The organism is Streptomyces sp. Q2 (assembly GCF_056820935.1).
On the sequence record NZ_JBXEJE010000017.1, the window covers coordinates 3817 to 17486 of the forward strand.

The window sequence follows — 13670 nt, forward strand, 5'->3', positions numbered from 1 at the left end:
GCCTGCTGCGCCGCGAGCCGGAGCGGGCGGCGCGGGCCCGCGCGGTCGCCGCCGACCTGCACGCACGCCTGAGCGCCGCGGGTCTGGAGGCGGTGCGTCCGGACGCCGCGGTCGTCTCCGTGCGCGCACCGTCCCCGGAGGGGGCCGTGCGCTGGGCGGCCGACTGTCGTGCGCGGGGGCTGGCCGTGGGCTGCTTCCGTCCTCCTTCCGTGCCCGACGGCATCTCCCGGCTGAGGCTCACCGCCCGCGCGGACCTCTCCGACGGGCAGATCGAACGCGCTGTACGGGTGATCGGCGAGGCGCGACCGTGAGGCGCTGAATGGCTCGTTCGCCTACGGGGGCGGCACGGCCGGGCGTCGCGCTCGGGCGGAAACGGTCAGATGTGGTGCACCGCGGCCGTGAAACCCGCCCAGCTCTCGGGGGAGAAGAGCAGCGCGGGTCCGGCCGGGTTCTTCGAGTCGCGCACGGCGAGCAGTCCGGCCGAGCGCCCGGCCACGAGCCGGGCGGTCTCGACGCAGTTGTTCGCTCCCGTGCTGTAACTGCTGCGCAGCCATCGCAGGCCGTGCAGTTCGGTAATCGAGGGTACGTCCCGAGGCAGTACGGACATGGTGCCTCCTTACGCGCCGTCACCTGTCGCGGCGATGTAGTCCAACGAGTCCTTGGGCGAAAGGGCGTGGAACTGAAGGGCGTTGAAGGCCTCCGTGTAGGCCTGGAGGTCTTCTTTCCGTTCGAGGTAGAGGCTACTCGTCAAGTGGTCGAGAACAACCACATCCAGATCAGAAGTGCGCGAAAATGAGAAGATAACGAAAGGCCCGGTGACGCCGATATGCGCGCCGGCCGCGAACGGCAGTACCTGCAACCGCACTTGGGGCAGCCGAGCAGCCTCGACCAGTCGCGTCAGCTGCCGCGCCATGATGCCGGGGCCGCCGACCTCCCGCCGCAGCACCGCCTCGTCCAGGACGGCGCTCAACTCCAGAGGCGGATGCGAGCGCAGCACGTCCTGCCGGGCCAGGCGCACCTCGACCAGGGCGTCCAGCTTCTCGTCGTCCAGCCCGTCCACCGCGGCCTTCGTCACCGCGTGTGCGTACTCCGGGGTCTGCAACAGCCCCGGCACCACCGAGGTCTCCAGCGTGCGCATCGTGCTGGCCTGCGACTCCAGGCTGATGAAGTCCCGGTAGGTCGGCGGCAGTACGCCTCGGTACGCGTGCCACCAGTGGTGTCGCCCGCCGCTCTCGTCGGAGCCCGCCAACGCCAGCAGCAGCTCGCGCGGCTGGGAGTCGTGCACCCCGTAGGCGTCGAGGAGTAACCGCACATCGGACGGTTTCACCCCGCTCGCGCCGGTCTCGATCCGGCTCACCTTCGACTGGTGCCAGCCCACCAGCCGGGCCGCCTGGCCACTCGTGAGCCCCGCACCGGTGCGCAGCGCACGCAGTTCGGCGCCCAGCTTCCGGCGGCGCACCGCGGGACCGTGCTGCATGGGTTACTCCTTAGTCCAACCGAGGCACCCAAATACGGTCTGTCGTCGCAGAGTTCACCGCTTCGAGCGACAGATATATGCACATCTTGGTGGATCGCCACCCGTGACCGCCCCGGTAATGGCACTCTGGCGGCGAAGCACCAGTCCGGGACCGTACTCGAACCTCCGCCTTCGCGTCGGACTGCGGTCCCGTGGGAAAGGGACGACGTCGTCATGGCAGACCATCTGGAATCATCCGTCACTCTGCCGAGCGATCCAGCCTCGGTCTCCGTCGCCCGCTCCTACGTGCTCACCACCCTGGCGGAGTGGGGTCTGCCGGCGGGCACGGAAGCGGCCGACACCATCCGCCTCATCGTCTCCGAACTCGCCACCAACGCCGTACAGCACACCTTCGGCCAGTCGCCCACCTTCACGGTGGACATCGCGCTCGACCGTGACGAACACCTGCGCATCGGCGTAACCGACAGTCACCCGCGCTTTCCGAAACGACTGCCCGCCGCCGTGCAGCAGGACAACGGCCGCGGCATGGTGATCATCCGCTGGCTGACCGCCGAGTGCGGCGGCAAGCTCAGAGTGCGGCCCACCCGCGAGGGAGGCAAGACCGTCTCCATCGAAGTGCCGTGGTCCGTACCGGCCGAGCCGGTTCCGGCGGCGGGGCAGCAGGAGCCGTAGGCACGCCGTGTTCCACGACGGCCCCGGTCGTCGAGCGGGTCAGCAGGTCACCGGCGGCGCGCCGACAGCTCCCGGTGCGGTGCTCCTCCTCGCGCGACTTCGGGCGGCCTGACGGCTGACCGGTCCGCGTCGGCCCGCACGGCCCGCTGCACCAGTCGTGGGAGCAGCCACCACAGCCCCAGGCACACGAGCAGGGTCGCCCCGCCGGCGGTCAGGCCACCGGCCCGGCCGGTCGTCACGTCCACCACGAGCAGCACCGACCCGGTGAACGCGAACACCAGCACCCCCATGCCGAGGGTGGCAAGCCGTGAGGAGACCTGGACTATGCGGGCCTTGGCGCCCTTCTGGAAGAGCGAGCGGTGCAGGGCGGCGGGCGCGGTGAACAGCGCCGCCGCGAGGACCGCCAGCAGCAGCGTGACGACGTACGTGGTGCGCTGGACCGTGTCGAGGGACGGGAAGCGCGGCGTGAAGGCCAGGGTCAGCAGGAAGGCGAAGAGGATCTGCACCCCGGTCTGGGTCACGCGCAGTTCCTGGAGCAGTTCGCCGAAATTGCGGTCGGCGCGCTCCAGCGGGGTCTCGTTGCGTGCGGTGCAGGGACTGTGGTCGGCCATGGATGAACGAGTAACCATCTCAGCCCGTGTCACGCACCCTGGGGATCCCCGAAGAGCCCCGAAGAGCCCCGAGAGCCCCGAAGAGCCCCGAAAGGCTCGGAGAGCCCAGGAAGAGGGCGGCGGCGGGTCAGGTCGCCGTCGCCCCCCTCGCGGGTGGGCCTACTTGACCCGGCCGTACCAGACGCTCTTCGTCCAGATCTTCTGCAGTCGCACCACGTCCCCGGTCTTCGGGGCGTGCCAGATCTTCCCCTTCCCGGCGTAGATGCCTACGTGGTAGACACTCGAACCCGAGTGGAAGAACACCAGGTCCCCGGCCTTGCGGCTCTTCGAGGAGATGTGGTGCGTCTTGTTGTACTGCTGGGCCGCCGTGCGGGGGAGTTTCTTGCCCGCCTTCTTGAACGAGTACAGCGTGAGCCCGGAGCAGTCGAAGCGGCGTGGTCCGGTGGCACCGTACTTGTACGGGGAACCCTTCTTGGACGCGGCGATCTGAAGTGCCTTCGTCGCCGGCGTGGCGGCCGCGGCGTCGGAGGCGACACCCGGAACCACGACGGAGCCGCTCACCGCGGCGATGGTGAGGGCCGAGGCCGTGCCGGCCCGGACCATGAGCGACGGGACACGATTGAGCGCAGTCATGCGCAACCCTTCGTCAGCCGCCTGTGAAGGATGACCTGTCGGATTCGGGCTGGCGAAGTTGCCCGGCCGCTGCTGCGGCTTCACCCCAAGGGCTGCTCGACCCGGTCATGGCGTGACCGTTCCGGCGACCCGTCGTGCTTGGGTCCTCCACTCCTGCCGATCCACTTCTGTCGACCGGTCATCCGGGCAGCGGCAGGACTCGGCGTCCGCCCGGATCGCCCCGCCGCTGTGGCGGGGTCTTGTCGTCAGACAGGGATCTTGGCTCATCGATGTCCGAAAATCCCAACGGAACCGAGGGTTTGTGGTGTTACTCACCACTCACCCGTTCGGGTGGACACCCCTGTGTTCGAGGGGGTGTCGAGAAACCCGAGGACCCTCGGACCAGCACCGGAACAACTCATTCCGCCGTGGGACCACGCGCGTTGCGCAACCGCACCGGGCCTGTAAATGGACGCGCAAGTACTCCAAATGGTGGTACGCCGTTTGGTCCCTTTCGACACGGCCCCGGACGCTCCGTCAGAGGGCGGCGTGCCGGAACGGCTGGGGCGGCGTCAACTGTCGGCTGTCGGCGGCAGCATGACGCGAGCCGTGCGGCGCTCCCCGTCCAGGACGCGCAGCGCACGCGCCAGCGTGTCGGCGTGCACCTCGCTCTCTCCCCGACGGTGCATCAGCGCCAGCGCGTCCCGCAGCTCCACCGCCTTGGTGACCAGGGCCTGCGCGGCCCGCAGCCCGCTGTACGTGTCGCCGGAGCGGGCCGGGTTGATCCGGCCGAGCAGGTCGACCACGTCGAGGTAACGGTCGATCAGTTCGCCCTCGGCCCGTGTCAGGGCGGGCAGCGGCGGCAGATCGGGCAGCATCTCTGGCTCACCCCTGGCCGGGAGCGGGAGGCGAGCCCTTGCGGCTCGGGATGATCCGGTCCGCCAGTCCGTACTCCAGCGCCTCCTGCGCGGTGAAGATCTTGTCCCGCTCGATGTCGGCGTTCACCTGCTCCGGACTGCGCCCGGTGTGCCGTACGAGCAGCTCCTCCAGGCGGGACCGCACCCGGGTCAACTCGGCGGCGTGGATGGCCAGGTCGCTCGCCTGCCCCCGCATCGGCTCGGACACCGCGGGCTGGTGGATCACCACGCGCGCGCCCGGCAGCAGGCTCCGCTTCCCGGGCGTCCCCGCGGCCAGCAGTACGGCGGCCGACGAGCCGGCCTGCCCCAGGCACGTCGTCTCCACGTCGCAACGGACGTACTGCATCGTGTCGTAGATCGCCGACATCGAACTGAACGAGCCGCCGGGGGAGTTGATGTACAGCACGATGTCGCGGTCCGGGTCCTGGTACTCCAGGTGCATGAACTGGGCCATCACGTCGTTCGCCGAGACGTCGTCGATCGGTGTCCCGAGGAAGACGATCCGTTCCTCCAGCAGCTTCGAGTACGGATCCATCGTCTTCGCACCGGAACTCGTGCGTTCGGTGAACTCGGGCAGGACATGGCGGGCGGACGGTCGGGTCATGAGAGCCCCTCCTTCGGCGTCTGTAAAAAATGTACAGGGTGTACGTGACGTTATGATGGGGGTATGGCCTATGAGATTCCGGTGACGCAAGCCAGGGCTGAACTCGCCGACCTGATCAACCGGGTGGTGTACGGCGGTGAGCGGGTGGTCGTGACACGCCACGGCAAACCCCTTGTCGCCCTGGTCTCCGCCGCCGACCTCGAACGGCTGGAGGAACTCAAGGAGCCGTCGCAGGAGCAGGTGGTCAGCGCGGTCTCCTCGGTCCGCGAGGCGGCGTCCGCTTCCCGCGAACAGCAGCGCTTCGGTATCGCGGCACACCACCGGGGGCCCGGAGCCTCCTAGAGGGCTCCGGGGCGCACGGCAGGGGGGCACGACAAGACCGTGCACCCCCTGCGCCGCAGCGGGGGTGCACGGTCGGACCGGCGCGGCCGGCCGGTCAGCCGACGGCCACCGGTTCCCGCTCGGACGCGGGGTCGGCCCGCCGCGCACGGGTTCTGAGGGCACCGCCGAGGAGTACGGCGCCCAGGCCCAGCGCGGCCCACCAGGCCAGTGTGAGGGCGGGACCGGTCGCAGCCGCCCCGTCGAAGAACGACACCGAGCGCAGCAGGGTCGTCCCCGCGCCCGGCGGCAGCCACTGGCCGATTGTGCCGGCCGGCTCGGGCAGCATCTGCGGCGCGCTGACCGCCCCGGAGAACGGGTTGCCCAACAGCATCACGACGCCCGCGGCGATCCCGATGCCCGCAGGGCCCACAAGGGCGGCCAGACCGGCCACCGTCGCGCTCACGGCCAGGGTCGCCAGGGCGAGGGTCCCCGCCTCCACCCACCAGTTGCCGGTGAGCACGTGGAGCCAACTGTGCGAGACGGCCGCGGCCACCACGCCGATCAGGGCCGTGGCCCCGACCAGTGCGCCGGCGGCGCGGAAGCCGCGCAGTCCCAGCAGGGTGACCGCCGACCCCGCCGCGATGCCGGCCAGGGCGAGCGGCAGTACGCTCGCGTTCAGCGCAGAGCCCCGTGGGTCCGCCTGCGGGGCCGCCACCACGTCGACCGTCTCGACCCGCGCACCCGAGGCGGCGGCCTGCGCGGTCACCGTCTGCTGGAGCAACTGGGCCACGAACGGGCTCGCCGCGGAGGCGGTCAGCAGTTCCGTGCCCTGGGCGGTGACCACGACCGCGCCGTATACGGTCCGGTCCTCGACGGCGTCCCGGGCGGCGGCCTCGTCGGCGTAGCGGTGGATCTCGAACGCGCCTTCCCGCTGCGCGAGTCGCTTCTCCATCTGGGCCGTCGCGGCGGTGGGCCCCGCGACTCCGAGCGGCAGGTCGCGGGGTGCGGTGCGGGCCGCGGGCCAGACGAAGGCCCACAGGGCGAGCGCCGCGAGCAGGGGGACGAGGACGACGACCGCGATCACGCGGCGCGCGGGAGCCCTGGTGGGGGTGGCGGATGTGGCGGTCATGGAGTTCCCTTCCGGACGGAGGAAGTAAAAAGAAGGATCGTTCGTTTTAGGTATGCCCACACGGTCTCGCCGGGATCGCTCCTTGTCAAGAAGGAATGTTCGTTCTACTTTGTCCATCATGGCCCGCGTATCCCAGGCACACCTCGACGCCCGCCGTCGCCAGATCCTCGACGGCGCGGCCCTCTGCTTCGCCCGCAACGGCTTCCATGCCACGTCCATGCAGGACGTGCTGAAGGAGGCCGACCTCTCGGCCGGAGCGGTGTACCGCTACTTCAGCGGCAAGGAGGAACTGATCGCCGCGATCGTCGGCGAAGTGCTCGGGGAGGTCCGTGAGGCCTTCGAGGAGGCCGCGAAGCAGAGCCCGCCGCAGCCGCCGGACCTCCTGGTCGGATCGGTCCTGAGCCGGACGCTCGCCGTGCGGGCGTCGTTGACCGTGGACGGCGAACCGGCCTTCCCGCGGCTGGTCATCCAGGTGTGGGCGGAGACCTTGCGCAGCGCCGAGCTGGCTATCGCCCTGCGGGACGGATACGCCGCGGTGGCCGAGGCCTGGGTGCGGGTCGTCGAGGCGTACCAGGCGGCCGGGATGATGCGGGCGGACCTGCCCGCCGAGCATGTCGCGCGCACCATGGTCGCGGCCGTCCAGGGGTTCGTCGCGCAGCAGCCGCTGCTGGGGGCCGCCCCGGTCGAGGTCCTCCAGAACGGCCTACGCGCGTTGATGAGCATGTCGGTGCCCCCGGAAGAGGCCGCAACGGATCACAGCTCGGTTAACGTGCCTGAAACCCCGTCCAACTAGCCTGCCGGTCCATGCCACCAGGGACTTTGCCCAGGGGCTGCGGCAGCCGGACCCCGCACGGTCCGGAGCGAGGACTGTGAGGTGGGACGTGCAACTGACCCCGCACGAGCAAGAGAGGCTGCTGATCCACGTGGCGGCCGACGTGGCCGAGAAGCGCCGGGCCCGCGGGCTGAAGCTCAACCACCCCGAGGCGGTCGCGCTCATCACGTCGCACATCCTCGAGGGCGCGCGTGACGGCCGCACCGTCGCCGAGCTCATGTCCTCCGGGCGCAAGCTGCTCACCCGCGACGACGTCATGGAGGGCATCCCCGAGATGATCCACGACGTCCAGGTCGAGGCGACCTTCCCGGACGGCACCAAGCTCGTCACCGTCCACGACCCGATCGTCTGACGGGAGGAGCCGCCGTGATTCCCGGAGAGATCCTGTTCGCTTCAGGCCCGATCGTCTACAACGAGGGTCGCGAGGTCACCTCGCTGACCGTCCTCAACGCCGCCGACCGGCCCGTCCAGGTCGGCTCCCACTACCACTTCGCCGAGGCCAACCCCGGCCTGGACTTCGACCGCGCCGCGGCACACGGCAAGCGGCTCAACATCGCCGCCGGCACCGCCGTACGCTTCGAGCCCGGGATCCCCGTCGACGTCGAACTCGTCCCGCTCACCGGCGCCCGTGTGGTGCCCGGACTGCGCGGGGAGACCGGAGGTGCCCTCGATGCCTGAGATCTCGCGTGCCGCGTACGCCGACCTGTTCGGCCCCACCACCGGCGACCGCATCCGGCTCGCCGACACCGACCTGCTCGTCGAGATCGAGGAGGATCGTTCCGGCGGTCCAGGGCTCGCCGGTGACGAGGCCGTCTTCGGCGGCGGCAAGGTCATCCGCGAGTCCATGGGCCAGTCGCGTGCTACGCGCGCAGACGGCACCCCGGACACGGTGATCACCGGCGCTGTGATCATCGACCACTGGGGGATCATCAAGGCCGACGTCGGCATCCGCGACGGCCGGATCACCGGCATCGGCAAGGCCGGCAACCCCGACACCATGGACGGCATCCACCCCGACCTGGTCATCGGCCCCGAGACCGAGATCATCGCCGGCAACGGGCGGATCCTGACCGCCGGCGCCATCGACGCGCATGTCCACTTCATCTGCCCGCAGATCGCCGACGAGGCGCTGTCCTCGGGTGTCACGACGCTGATCGGCGGCGGCACCGGCCCCGCCGAGGGCTCGAAGGCGACGACCGTGACGCCCGGCCCCTGGCACCTGGCCCGGATGCTGGAGGCGATGGAGGAGTACCCGGTCAACTTCGGCCTCCTCGGCAAGGGCAACACCGTCTCCCACGAGGCGATGCTGTCCCAGATCCGCGGCGGCGCCCTCGGCCTCAAGCTGCACGAGGACTGGGGCTCGACACCGGCCGTCATCGACGCCTCGCTGACCGTCGCCGACCGCACCGGCATCCAGGTCGCGATCCACACGGACACGCTGAACGAGGCCGGATTCGTCGGCGACACGCTCGCGGCGATCGCCGGACGCGGCATCCACGCCTACCACACCGAGGGCGCGGGCGGCGGGCACGCGCCGGACATCATGACCGTGGTGTCCGAGCCGCACGTACTGCCGAGTTCGACGAACCCGACCCGCCCCTTCACCGTCAACACCGCCGAGGAACACCTCGACATGCTGATGGTGTGCCACCACCTCAACCCGGCCGTCCCGGAGGACCTCGCCTTCGCCGAGTCCCGGATCCGGCCCTCGACGATCGGCGCGGAGGACATCCTCCACGACCTGGGCGCCATCTCGATCATCTCCTCCGACGCGCAGGCCATGGGCCGCGTCGGTGAGGTCATCATGCGGACCTGGCAGACGGCCCATGTGATGAAGCGACGGCGGGGCGCGCTGCCGGGCGACGGACGCGCGGACAACCATCGGGTACGTCGCTATGTCGCCAAGTACACCATCAACCCGGCCGTCGCGCAGGGCCTCGCCCACCAGGTCGGCTCGGTCGAGACCGGCAAGCTCGCCGACCTCGTGCTGTGGGAGCCCGCGTTCTTCGGGGTCAAGCCGCACCTCGTCGTCAAGGGCGGGCAGATCGCGTACGCGCAGATGGGCGACGCCAACGCCTCCATCCCGACCCCGCAGCCGATCCTGCCGCGTCCGATGTTCGGTGCGATCGGGCGGGCGCCGGCGTCGAACTCCTTCAACTTCGTGGCGCCGCTCGCCATCGAGGACGGGCTGCCGGAGCGACTCCAGCTCGGCAAGAGGTTCGTCGCCATCGAGTCGACGCGTGGGGTCACCAAGGCCGACATGCGGGAGAACGACGCGCGGCCCCGCGTCCAGGTCGATCCCGACAGCTTCGCCGTGCACATCGACGGGGAACTGGTCGAGGCGACTCCGGCCGCGGAACTGCCCATGGCCCAGCGCTACTTCCTCTTCTGACGGCACGGATCCGATGTCACGAGCAGCACTTCTCGTCCTGGCCGACGGCCGCTTCCCCGCCGGCGGGCACGCCCACTCCGGCGGTGCCGAGGCGGCCGTCAAGGCCGGGCGCGTCACCGGCGCCGCGAGCCTGGAGGACTTCTGCCGGGGGCGGCTGCACACGGCCGGGCGCGTCTCCGCGTCGCTCGCCGCGGCGGCCGTACTCGGAGTCGACCCGGGGGAGTTGGACGCGGCCGCCGACGCGCGGACACCGTCCCCCGCGCTGCGGGTCGCCGCGCGCAAGCTGGGCCGCCAGCTGATGCGGGCCGCCCGGGCCACCTGGCCGTCGGAGGAACTCGACGTCCTGGCACGGCAGTTCCCCAAGGGGGCGCACCAGCCGGTGGTGCTCGGGGTCGCGGCGCGGGCGGCGGGGGTGGGGGCTCTGGACGCCGCCTACTGCGCGGCGTACGAGAGTGTCAGCGGACCGGCGTCGGCCACGGTGCGGTTGCTGAGTCTGGACCCGTTCGACGCGACCCGGGCGCTGGCGCGGCTGGCGCCGGAGCTGGATCGTGTCGCGGATCAGGCGGTGGAGGCGGCTCGGAAGGTGGTCGACGAGGGTGTCGATGCCTTGCCCGCGGCGTCCGCTCCGCTGCTGGAGATCAGCGCGGAGGTGCACGCCGCTTGGGGGGTCCGGTTGTTCGCGTCCTGATTGTTTCGCCCCGCCGCCCCTTCCCGTCCCGTCCCTGGGGGCTTCGCCCCCCAGACCCCCGTATCGGCCTGAACGGCCTCGTCCTCAAACGCCGGACGGGCTGAGTGGTGCCGGACCGCGCTGAAAAGGCACCGCCCGCCTCGAATTTCTGGAGCCGCCCCCATGCACCTCGACCACTCCCACGACGGCCCCGCCGCCGTCAGCGCCGACGCCCACCGCCCCGACGGCTCGCACCGCGCGCTGAGGATCGGGCTCGGCGGGCCCGTGGGGTCCGGGAAGACCGCCACCGTCGCCGCGCTCTGCCGGGCGTTGCGCGAGGAGTTGTCCCTCGCCGTCGTCACCAACGACATCTACACGCGCGAGGACGCCGAGTTCCTGCTCCGGGAGGCCGTGCTGCCGCCCGAGCGGATCACCGCCGTGGAGACGGGGGCCTGCCCGCACACCGCGATCCGGGACGACATCTCCGCCAACCTCGAAGCGGTCGAGGATCTGGAGGACGAGGTCGGCCCCCTGGACCTGATCCTCGTCGAGTCCGGTGGCGACAACCTCACCGCCACCTTCTCCCGGGGGCTCGTCGACGCGCAGATCTTCGTGATCGACGTCGCCGGCGGGGACGACATTCCGCGCAAGGGCGGCCCGGGCGTCACCACCGCCGACCTCCTCGTCGTCAACAAGACCGACCTCGCCCCGTACGTCGGCTCCGACCTGGCCCGGATGGCGGCAGACGCCAAGGCGCAGCGAGCGGAACTGCCGGTCGTCTTCCAGTCGCTCAGGACCGAAACCGGCGTGCGGGACGTCGCCGCCTGGGTGCGGGCGCAGCTCGCCGCGTGGACGGCGGGACCGCGGCCGTGACAGGGGTACGGGCCACCGCGCGGATGCTCGCCCGGGACGACGGCCGCGGCGGCACGTCCCTGCCCGTCCTGGAGGGCGAGGGGCCGCTGGCGCTGCGCCGCACCCGGGGAATCGGCAGCCAGGCGCACGTCATGATCGTCGGTGCGATGAGCGGGCCGCTCGGCGGTGACCACTTCACGGTGGAGGCCGAGGTGGAGGCCGGGGCCCGGCTGCGCGTCGGGTCGGCCGCCGCCACCATCGCGCTGCCCGGCCAGGCCAAGGGCGAGTCCCGCTACGACGTCCGGCTCACCGTCGCCGACGGCGGCGAACTGCAGTGGCTGCCCGAGCAGTTGATCTGCGCGCAGGGCAGCGACCTGTACGTCACGACCCGCGTCGAACTCGGTGCGACGGCCCGGCTCGTGCTGCGCGAGGAGCAGGTGCTCGGGCGGTCCGGCGAGGAGCCGGGGCGGCTCGGCAGCCGCCTGGTCGTCCGGGTCGCGGGGCGCACCCTGCTGGACCAGGAGCTGTCCTGCGGGCCCGGCGCACCGGGCGGCTGGGACGGGCCCGCGGTGCTCGCGGGGCATCGGGCCGTCGGTCAAGTCGTCGTCGTGCGCCCGGAGTTCGCGGGCGAACCGGTGGCGGCGCGGGTGCTGGGGGAGGGTGCCGCCATCGTCCCGCTCGCTGGGCCCGCCGCCCTGGTGACCGCCGTGGCGCCGGACGCGCTGAAGCTTCGGCGGGTCCTGGACGAGGCGCTGACGTCCCTCGGTTGAGAGGGATGGCCCTGATCCGCCGAGCGAACGCCCCGGTCCGGTTATCGGATTGGCAAAGAAGGTCAACAACCCCTGTTCTCAGGGAGCTCACAGCCGCGAGGATCCCCGTACCACTCGCAACGACGTACGGGGAGGCCCCACTTGAGGGACAAGAGAGCGACGAGGCGGGCGACGGCGTTCGGTACGGCAGGAGTGCTCGTCACGGCGACCCTGTTAGCCGGCGCGGTCACGGCCCCCACCGCCGGCGCGGCCACCCGCCACGGCCAGGACCGGGAGGCCCGCGGTGCCACGATCGCCGCCGCCAAGGCCGCGAAGACCGGGATCGACTGGCAGGACTGCCCGGCCGACTGGGGCCTGGAGAAGCCGATCCAGTGCGGCTATGTCACCGTGCCGCTCGACTACGCCAAGCCGTACGGCAAGCAGATCAAGCTCGCCGTCGACCGCATCGGCAACACCGGCACCAAGGAGGAGCGTCAGGGCGCCCTCATCTACAACCCGGGCGGACCGGGCGGTTCCGGCCTGCGCTTCCCGCGCCGGGTCACCACCAAGGCGCCGGTGTGGGCCAACACGGCCAAGGCGTACGACTTCGTGGGCTTCGACCCGCGCGGCGTCGGCAAGTCGGCGCCCATCTCCTGCGCCGACCCGCAGGAGTTCGTGAAGGCGCCCAAGATGGACCCGGTGCCGGACTCCGAGGCCGACAAGCTCGCCCAGCGCAAGCTGGCCCGCGAGTACGCGGAGGGCTGCTACGAGCGCAGCGGCGAGATGCTGCCGCACATGACCACGCCGAACACCGCGCGCGACCTGGACGTCATCCGCGCCGCGCTCGGCGAGAAGAAGCTCAACTACCTGGGTGTTTCCTACGGCACCTACCTCGGCGCGGTCTACGGCACCCTGTTCCCGGGCCACGTCCGGCGCATGGTCGTCGACAGCGTCGTCAACCCGTCGCGGGAGAAGATCTGGTACGAGGCCAACCTCGACCAGGACGTCGCCTTCGAGGGCCGCTGGAAGGACTGGCAGGACTGGGTCGCCGCCAACGACGCCGTCTTCCACCTCGGCGCCACGCGGGCCGAAGTCCAGGCGAAGTGGCTGGAGTTGCGTGCCGCCGCGAAGAAGAACCCGATCGGCGGGGTCGTCGGCCCGGCCGAGCTGCTCAGCTTCTTCACGGGCGCCCCGTACTACGACTCGTCGTGGATTCCGGTCGCCACCGTGTTCAGCAAGTACTTCGCGGGCGACACCCAGGCGCTCGTCGACGCGGCCGCCCCCGACCTGTCGGACACCGCGGGCAACATCGCCTCGGAGAACGGCAACGCCGTCTACACGGCCGTGGAGTGCACCGACGCCAAGTGGCCCACCAGCTGGAAGAAGTGGGACCGGGACAACACGAGGCTGCACCAGGACTACCCGTTCCTGACCTGGTCCAACGCGTGGATGAACCTGCCGTGCGCGACCTGGCCGGTCAAGCAGCAGACGCCGGTTAACGTGAAGACCGGCAAGGGCCTGCCGGGCGTGCTGATCGTGCAGTCCGAGCATGACGCCGCCACCCCGTACGGCGGCGCCGTCGAACTGCACAAGCGCTTCAAGGGCTCCCGCCTGATCACCGAGAAGGACGCGGGCTCCCACGGCGTGACCAGCCTGGTCAACCCGTGCATCAACCAGCGGGTGGACGCCTATCTGCTCACCGGCAAGCTGGACGGTGCCGACGTGACGTGCGGACCGCACGCGACGCCGAAGCCGTAACCGGTACACGGAGAAGGGGGCGGGGCGGCGCCCACGGCCCCCCCCCCCTTCACAAGTAGGGCGTGGGGCGCGCCTCG

18 protein-coding genes and 1 riboswitch are annotated in these 13670 nt (G+C 71.0%); of the genes, 11 read left to right on the top strand and 7 right to left on the bottom strand.

Going from position 1 to position 13670, the window contains the following annotated elements:
• The coding region (locus tag ACWBNA_RS19600) for an aminotransferase class I/II-fold pyridoxal phosphate-dependent enzyme (RefSeq protein WP_482705719.1) at nt 1-311 on the top strand (311 nt) is incomplete at its 5' end.
• Between the two features lie 65 nt (nt 312-376).
• On the opposite strand, the gene ACWBNA_RS19605 is transcribed toward ACWBNA_RS19600, so the two are convergent.
• Together ACWBNA_RS19605 and ACWBNA_RS19610 are read right to left on the bottom strand one after the other, a co-directional pair.
• Complete coding sequence (locus ACWBNA_RS19605; RefSeq protein ID WP_482705720.1) at nt 377-607, bottom strand: DUF397 domain-containing protein; 231 nt, start codon at nt 605-607, stop codon at nt 377-379.
• 9 nt (nt 608-616) lie between these two features.
• Nucleotides 617-1477 (bottom strand): helix-turn-helix domain-containing protein, encoded by an 861-nt coding sequence (locus ACWBNA_RS19610; RefSeq protein ID WP_482705721.1) that lies wholly within the window; start codon nt 1475-1477, stop codon nt 617-619.
• A 213-nt stretch (nt 1478-1690) separates the two neighbouring features.
• Between ACWBNA_RS19610 and ACWBNA_RS19615 the strand changes: the two genes are divergently transcribed.
• Complete coding sequence (locus ACWBNA_RS19615) at nt 1691-2149, top strand: ATP-binding protein (RefSeq protein ID WP_482705722.1); 459 nt, start codon at nt 1691-1693, stop codon at nt 2147-2149.
• A 47-nt stretch (nt 2150-2196) separates the two neighbouring features.
• Here the strand turns inward: ACWBNA_RS19615 and ACWBNA_RS19620 are convergent, their stop codons facing one another.
• The 4 genes from ACWBNA_RS19620 to ACWBNA_RS19635 all read right to left on the bottom strand — a co-directional run bounded on the left by ACWBNA_RS19620 (nt 2197) and on the right by ACWBNA_RS19635 (nt 4893).
• Entirely contained in the window at nt 2197-2760 is a 564-nt protein-coding gene (locus ACWBNA_RS19620) for a DUF6328 family protein (RefSeq protein WP_482705723.1), read from the bottom strand.
• A gap of 159 nt (nt 2761-2919) precedes the next feature.
• Nucleotides 2920-3393 (bottom strand): C40 family peptidase, encoded by a 474-nt coding sequence (locus ACWBNA_RS19625; protein WP_383867068.1) that lies wholly within the window; start codon nt 3391-3393, stop codon nt 2920-2922.
• Between the two features lie 3 nt (nt 3394-3396).
• A riboswitch (cyclic di-AMP (ydaO/yuaA leader) is annotated at nt 3397-3530 on the bottom strand.
• A gap of 414 nt (nt 3531-3944) precedes the next feature.
• Entirely contained in the window at nt 3945-4250 is a 306-nt protein-coding gene (locus ACWBNA_RS19630; protein ID WP_482705724.1) for a hypothetical protein, read from the bottom strand.
• A 7-nt stretch (nt 4251-4257) separates the two neighbouring features.
• On the bottom strand, nt 4258-4893 hold the full coding sequence (locus ACWBNA_RS19635; RefSeq protein ID WP_482705725.1) for an ATP-dependent Clp protease proteolytic subunit: 636 nt from the start codon (nt 4891-4893) through the stop codon (nt 4258-4260).
• A gap of 63 nt (nt 4894-4956) precedes the next feature.
• On the opposite strand from ACWBNA_RS19635, the gene ACWBNA_RS19640 reads away from it, so the two are divergent.
• Complete coding sequence (locus tag ACWBNA_RS19640; protein ID WP_482705726.1) at nt 4957-5235, top strand: type II toxin-antitoxin system Phd/YefM family antitoxin; 279 nt, start codon at nt 4957-4959, stop codon at nt 5233-5235.
• A gap of 94 nt (nt 5236-5329) precedes the next feature.
• On the opposite strand, the gene ACWBNA_RS19645 is transcribed toward ACWBNA_RS19640, so the two are convergent.
• Nucleotides 5330-6343 (bottom strand): ABC transporter permease, encoded by a 1014-nt coding sequence (locus ACWBNA_RS19645; protein ID WP_482705727.1) that lies wholly within the window; start codon nt 6341-6343, stop codon nt 5330-5332.
• Nucleotides 6344-6461: 118 nt separating this feature from the next.
• Here ACWBNA_RS19645 and ACWBNA_RS19650 point away from each other — a divergent pair, with 118 nt between their 5' ends.
• The 8 genes from ACWBNA_RS19650 (at nt 6462) to ACWBNA_RS19685 (ending at nt 13593) form a co-directional block, all read left to right on the top strand.
• Nucleotides 6462-7136 (top strand): TetR/AcrR family transcriptional regulator, encoded by a 675-nt coding sequence (locus ACWBNA_RS19650; protein ID WP_482705728.1) that lies wholly within the window; start codon nt 6462-6464, stop codon nt 7134-7136.
• 88 nt (nt 7137-7224) lie between these two features.
• Nucleotides 7225-7527 (top strand): urease subunit gamma, encoded by a 303-nt coding sequence (locus ACWBNA_RS19655; protein WP_010988499.1) that lies wholly within the window; start codon nt 7225-7227, stop codon nt 7525-7527.
• A gap of 14 nt (nt 7528-7541) precedes the next feature.
• Nucleotides 7542-7853 carry an urease subunit beta gene (locus ACWBNA_RS19660; protein WP_217242036.1) on the top strand — a complete coding sequence of 104 codons (312 nt, stop codon included), beginning with the start codon at nt 7542-7544 and terminating at the stop codon, nt 7851-7853.
• Nucleotides 7846-9567, top strand: coding sequence for an urease subunit alpha (locus ACWBNA_RS19665; RefSeq protein ID WP_482705729.1), 1722 nt, complete (start codon nt 7846-7848; stop codon nt 9565-9567). The genes ACWBNA_RS19660 and ACWBNA_RS19665 overlap by 8 nt, the downstream gene beginning before the upstream one ends.
• 13 nt (nt 9568-9580) lie before the next feature.
• The gene (locus ACWBNA_RS19670; protein WP_482705730.1) at nt 9581-10255 is read left to right on the top strand and encodes an urease accessory protein UreF; all 675 of its coding nucleotides are present in this window, start codon (nt 9581-9583) and stop codon (nt 10253-10255) included.
• 162 nt (nt 10256-10417) lie between these two features.
• Nucleotides 10418-11107 (top strand): urease accessory protein UreG, encoded by a 690-nt coding sequence (gene ureG, locus ACWBNA_RS19675; protein ID WP_482705731.1) that lies wholly within the window; start codon nt 10418-10420, stop codon nt 11105-11107.
• A 23-nt stretch (nt 11108-11130) separates the two neighbouring features.
• Nucleotides 11131-11856, top strand: a complete 726-nt coding sequence (locus tag ACWBNA_RS19680) for an urease accessory protein UreD (protein ID WP_482705869.1) — start codon at nt 11131-11133, stop codon at nt 11854-11856.
• Nucleotides 11857-11997: 141 nt separating this feature from the next.
• Nucleotides 11998-13593, top strand: a complete 1596-nt coding sequence (locus ACWBNA_RS19685; protein WP_482705732.1) for an alpha/beta hydrolase — start codon at nt 11998-12000, stop codon at nt 13591-13593.
• The last annotated feature ends 77 nt before the right edge of the window (nt 13594-13670 follow it).

Bases quoted from the DNA above. Each gene is read 5' to 3' on its own strand.
- ACWBNA_RS19620 (WP_482705723.1), bottom strand. From the start codon at position 2,760: ATGGCCGACCACAGTCCCTGCACCGCACGCAACGAGACCCCGCTGGAG.
- ureG (WP_482705731.1), top strand. From the start codon at position 10,418: ATGCACCTCGACCACTCCCACGACGGCCCCGCCGCCGTCAGCGCCGAC.
- ACWBNA_RS19650 (WP_482705728.1), top strand. From the start codon at position 6,462: ATGGCCCGCGTATCCCAGGCACACCTCGACGCCCGCCGTCGCCAGATC.
- ACWBNA_RS19630 (WP_482705724.1), bottom strand. From the start codon at position 4,250: ATGCTGCCCGATCTGCCGCCGCTGCCCGCCCTGACACGGGCCGAGGGC.
- ACWBNA_RS19605 (WP_482705720.1), bottom strand. From the start codon at position 607: ATGTCCGTACTGCCTCGGGACGTACCCTCGATTACCGAACTGCACGGC.
- ACWBNA_RS19670 (WP_482705730.1), top strand. From the start codon at position 9,581: ATGTCACGAGCAGCACTTCTCGTCCTGGCCGACGGCCGCTTCCCCGCC.
- ACWBNA_RS19680 (WP_482705869.1), top strand. From the start codon at position 11,131: ATGCTCGCCCGGGACGACGGCCGCGGCGGCACGTCCCTGCCCGTCCTG.
- ACWBNA_RS19645 (WP_482705727.1), bottom strand. From the start codon at position 6,343: ATGACCGCCACATCCGCCACCCCCACCAGGGCTCCCGCGCGCCGCGTG.
- ACWBNA_RS19665 (WP_482705729.1), top strand. From the start codon at position 7,846: ATGCCTGAGATCTCGCGTGCCGCGTACGCCGACCTGTTCGGCCCCACC.
- ACWBNA_RS19640 (WP_482705726.1), top strand. From the start codon at position 4,957: ATGGCCTATGAGATTCCGGTGACGCAAGCCAGGGCTGAACTCGCCGAC.
- ACWBNA_RS19635 (WP_482705725.1), bottom strand. From the start codon at position 4,893: ATGACCCGACCGTCCGCCCGCCATGTCCTGCCCGAGTTCACCGAACGC.
- ACWBNA_RS19625 (WP_383867068.1), bottom strand. From the start codon at position 3,393: ATGACTGCGCTCAATCGTGTCCCGTCGCTCATGGTCCGGGCCGGCACG.
- ACWBNA_RS19615 (WP_482705722.1), top strand. From the start codon at position 1,691: ATGGCAGACCATCTGGAATCATCCGTCACTCTGCCGAGCGATCCAGCC.
- ACWBNA_RS19610 (WP_482705721.1), bottom strand. From the start codon at position 1,477: ATGCAGCACGGTCCCGCGGTGCGCCGCCGGAAGCTGGGCGCCGAACTG.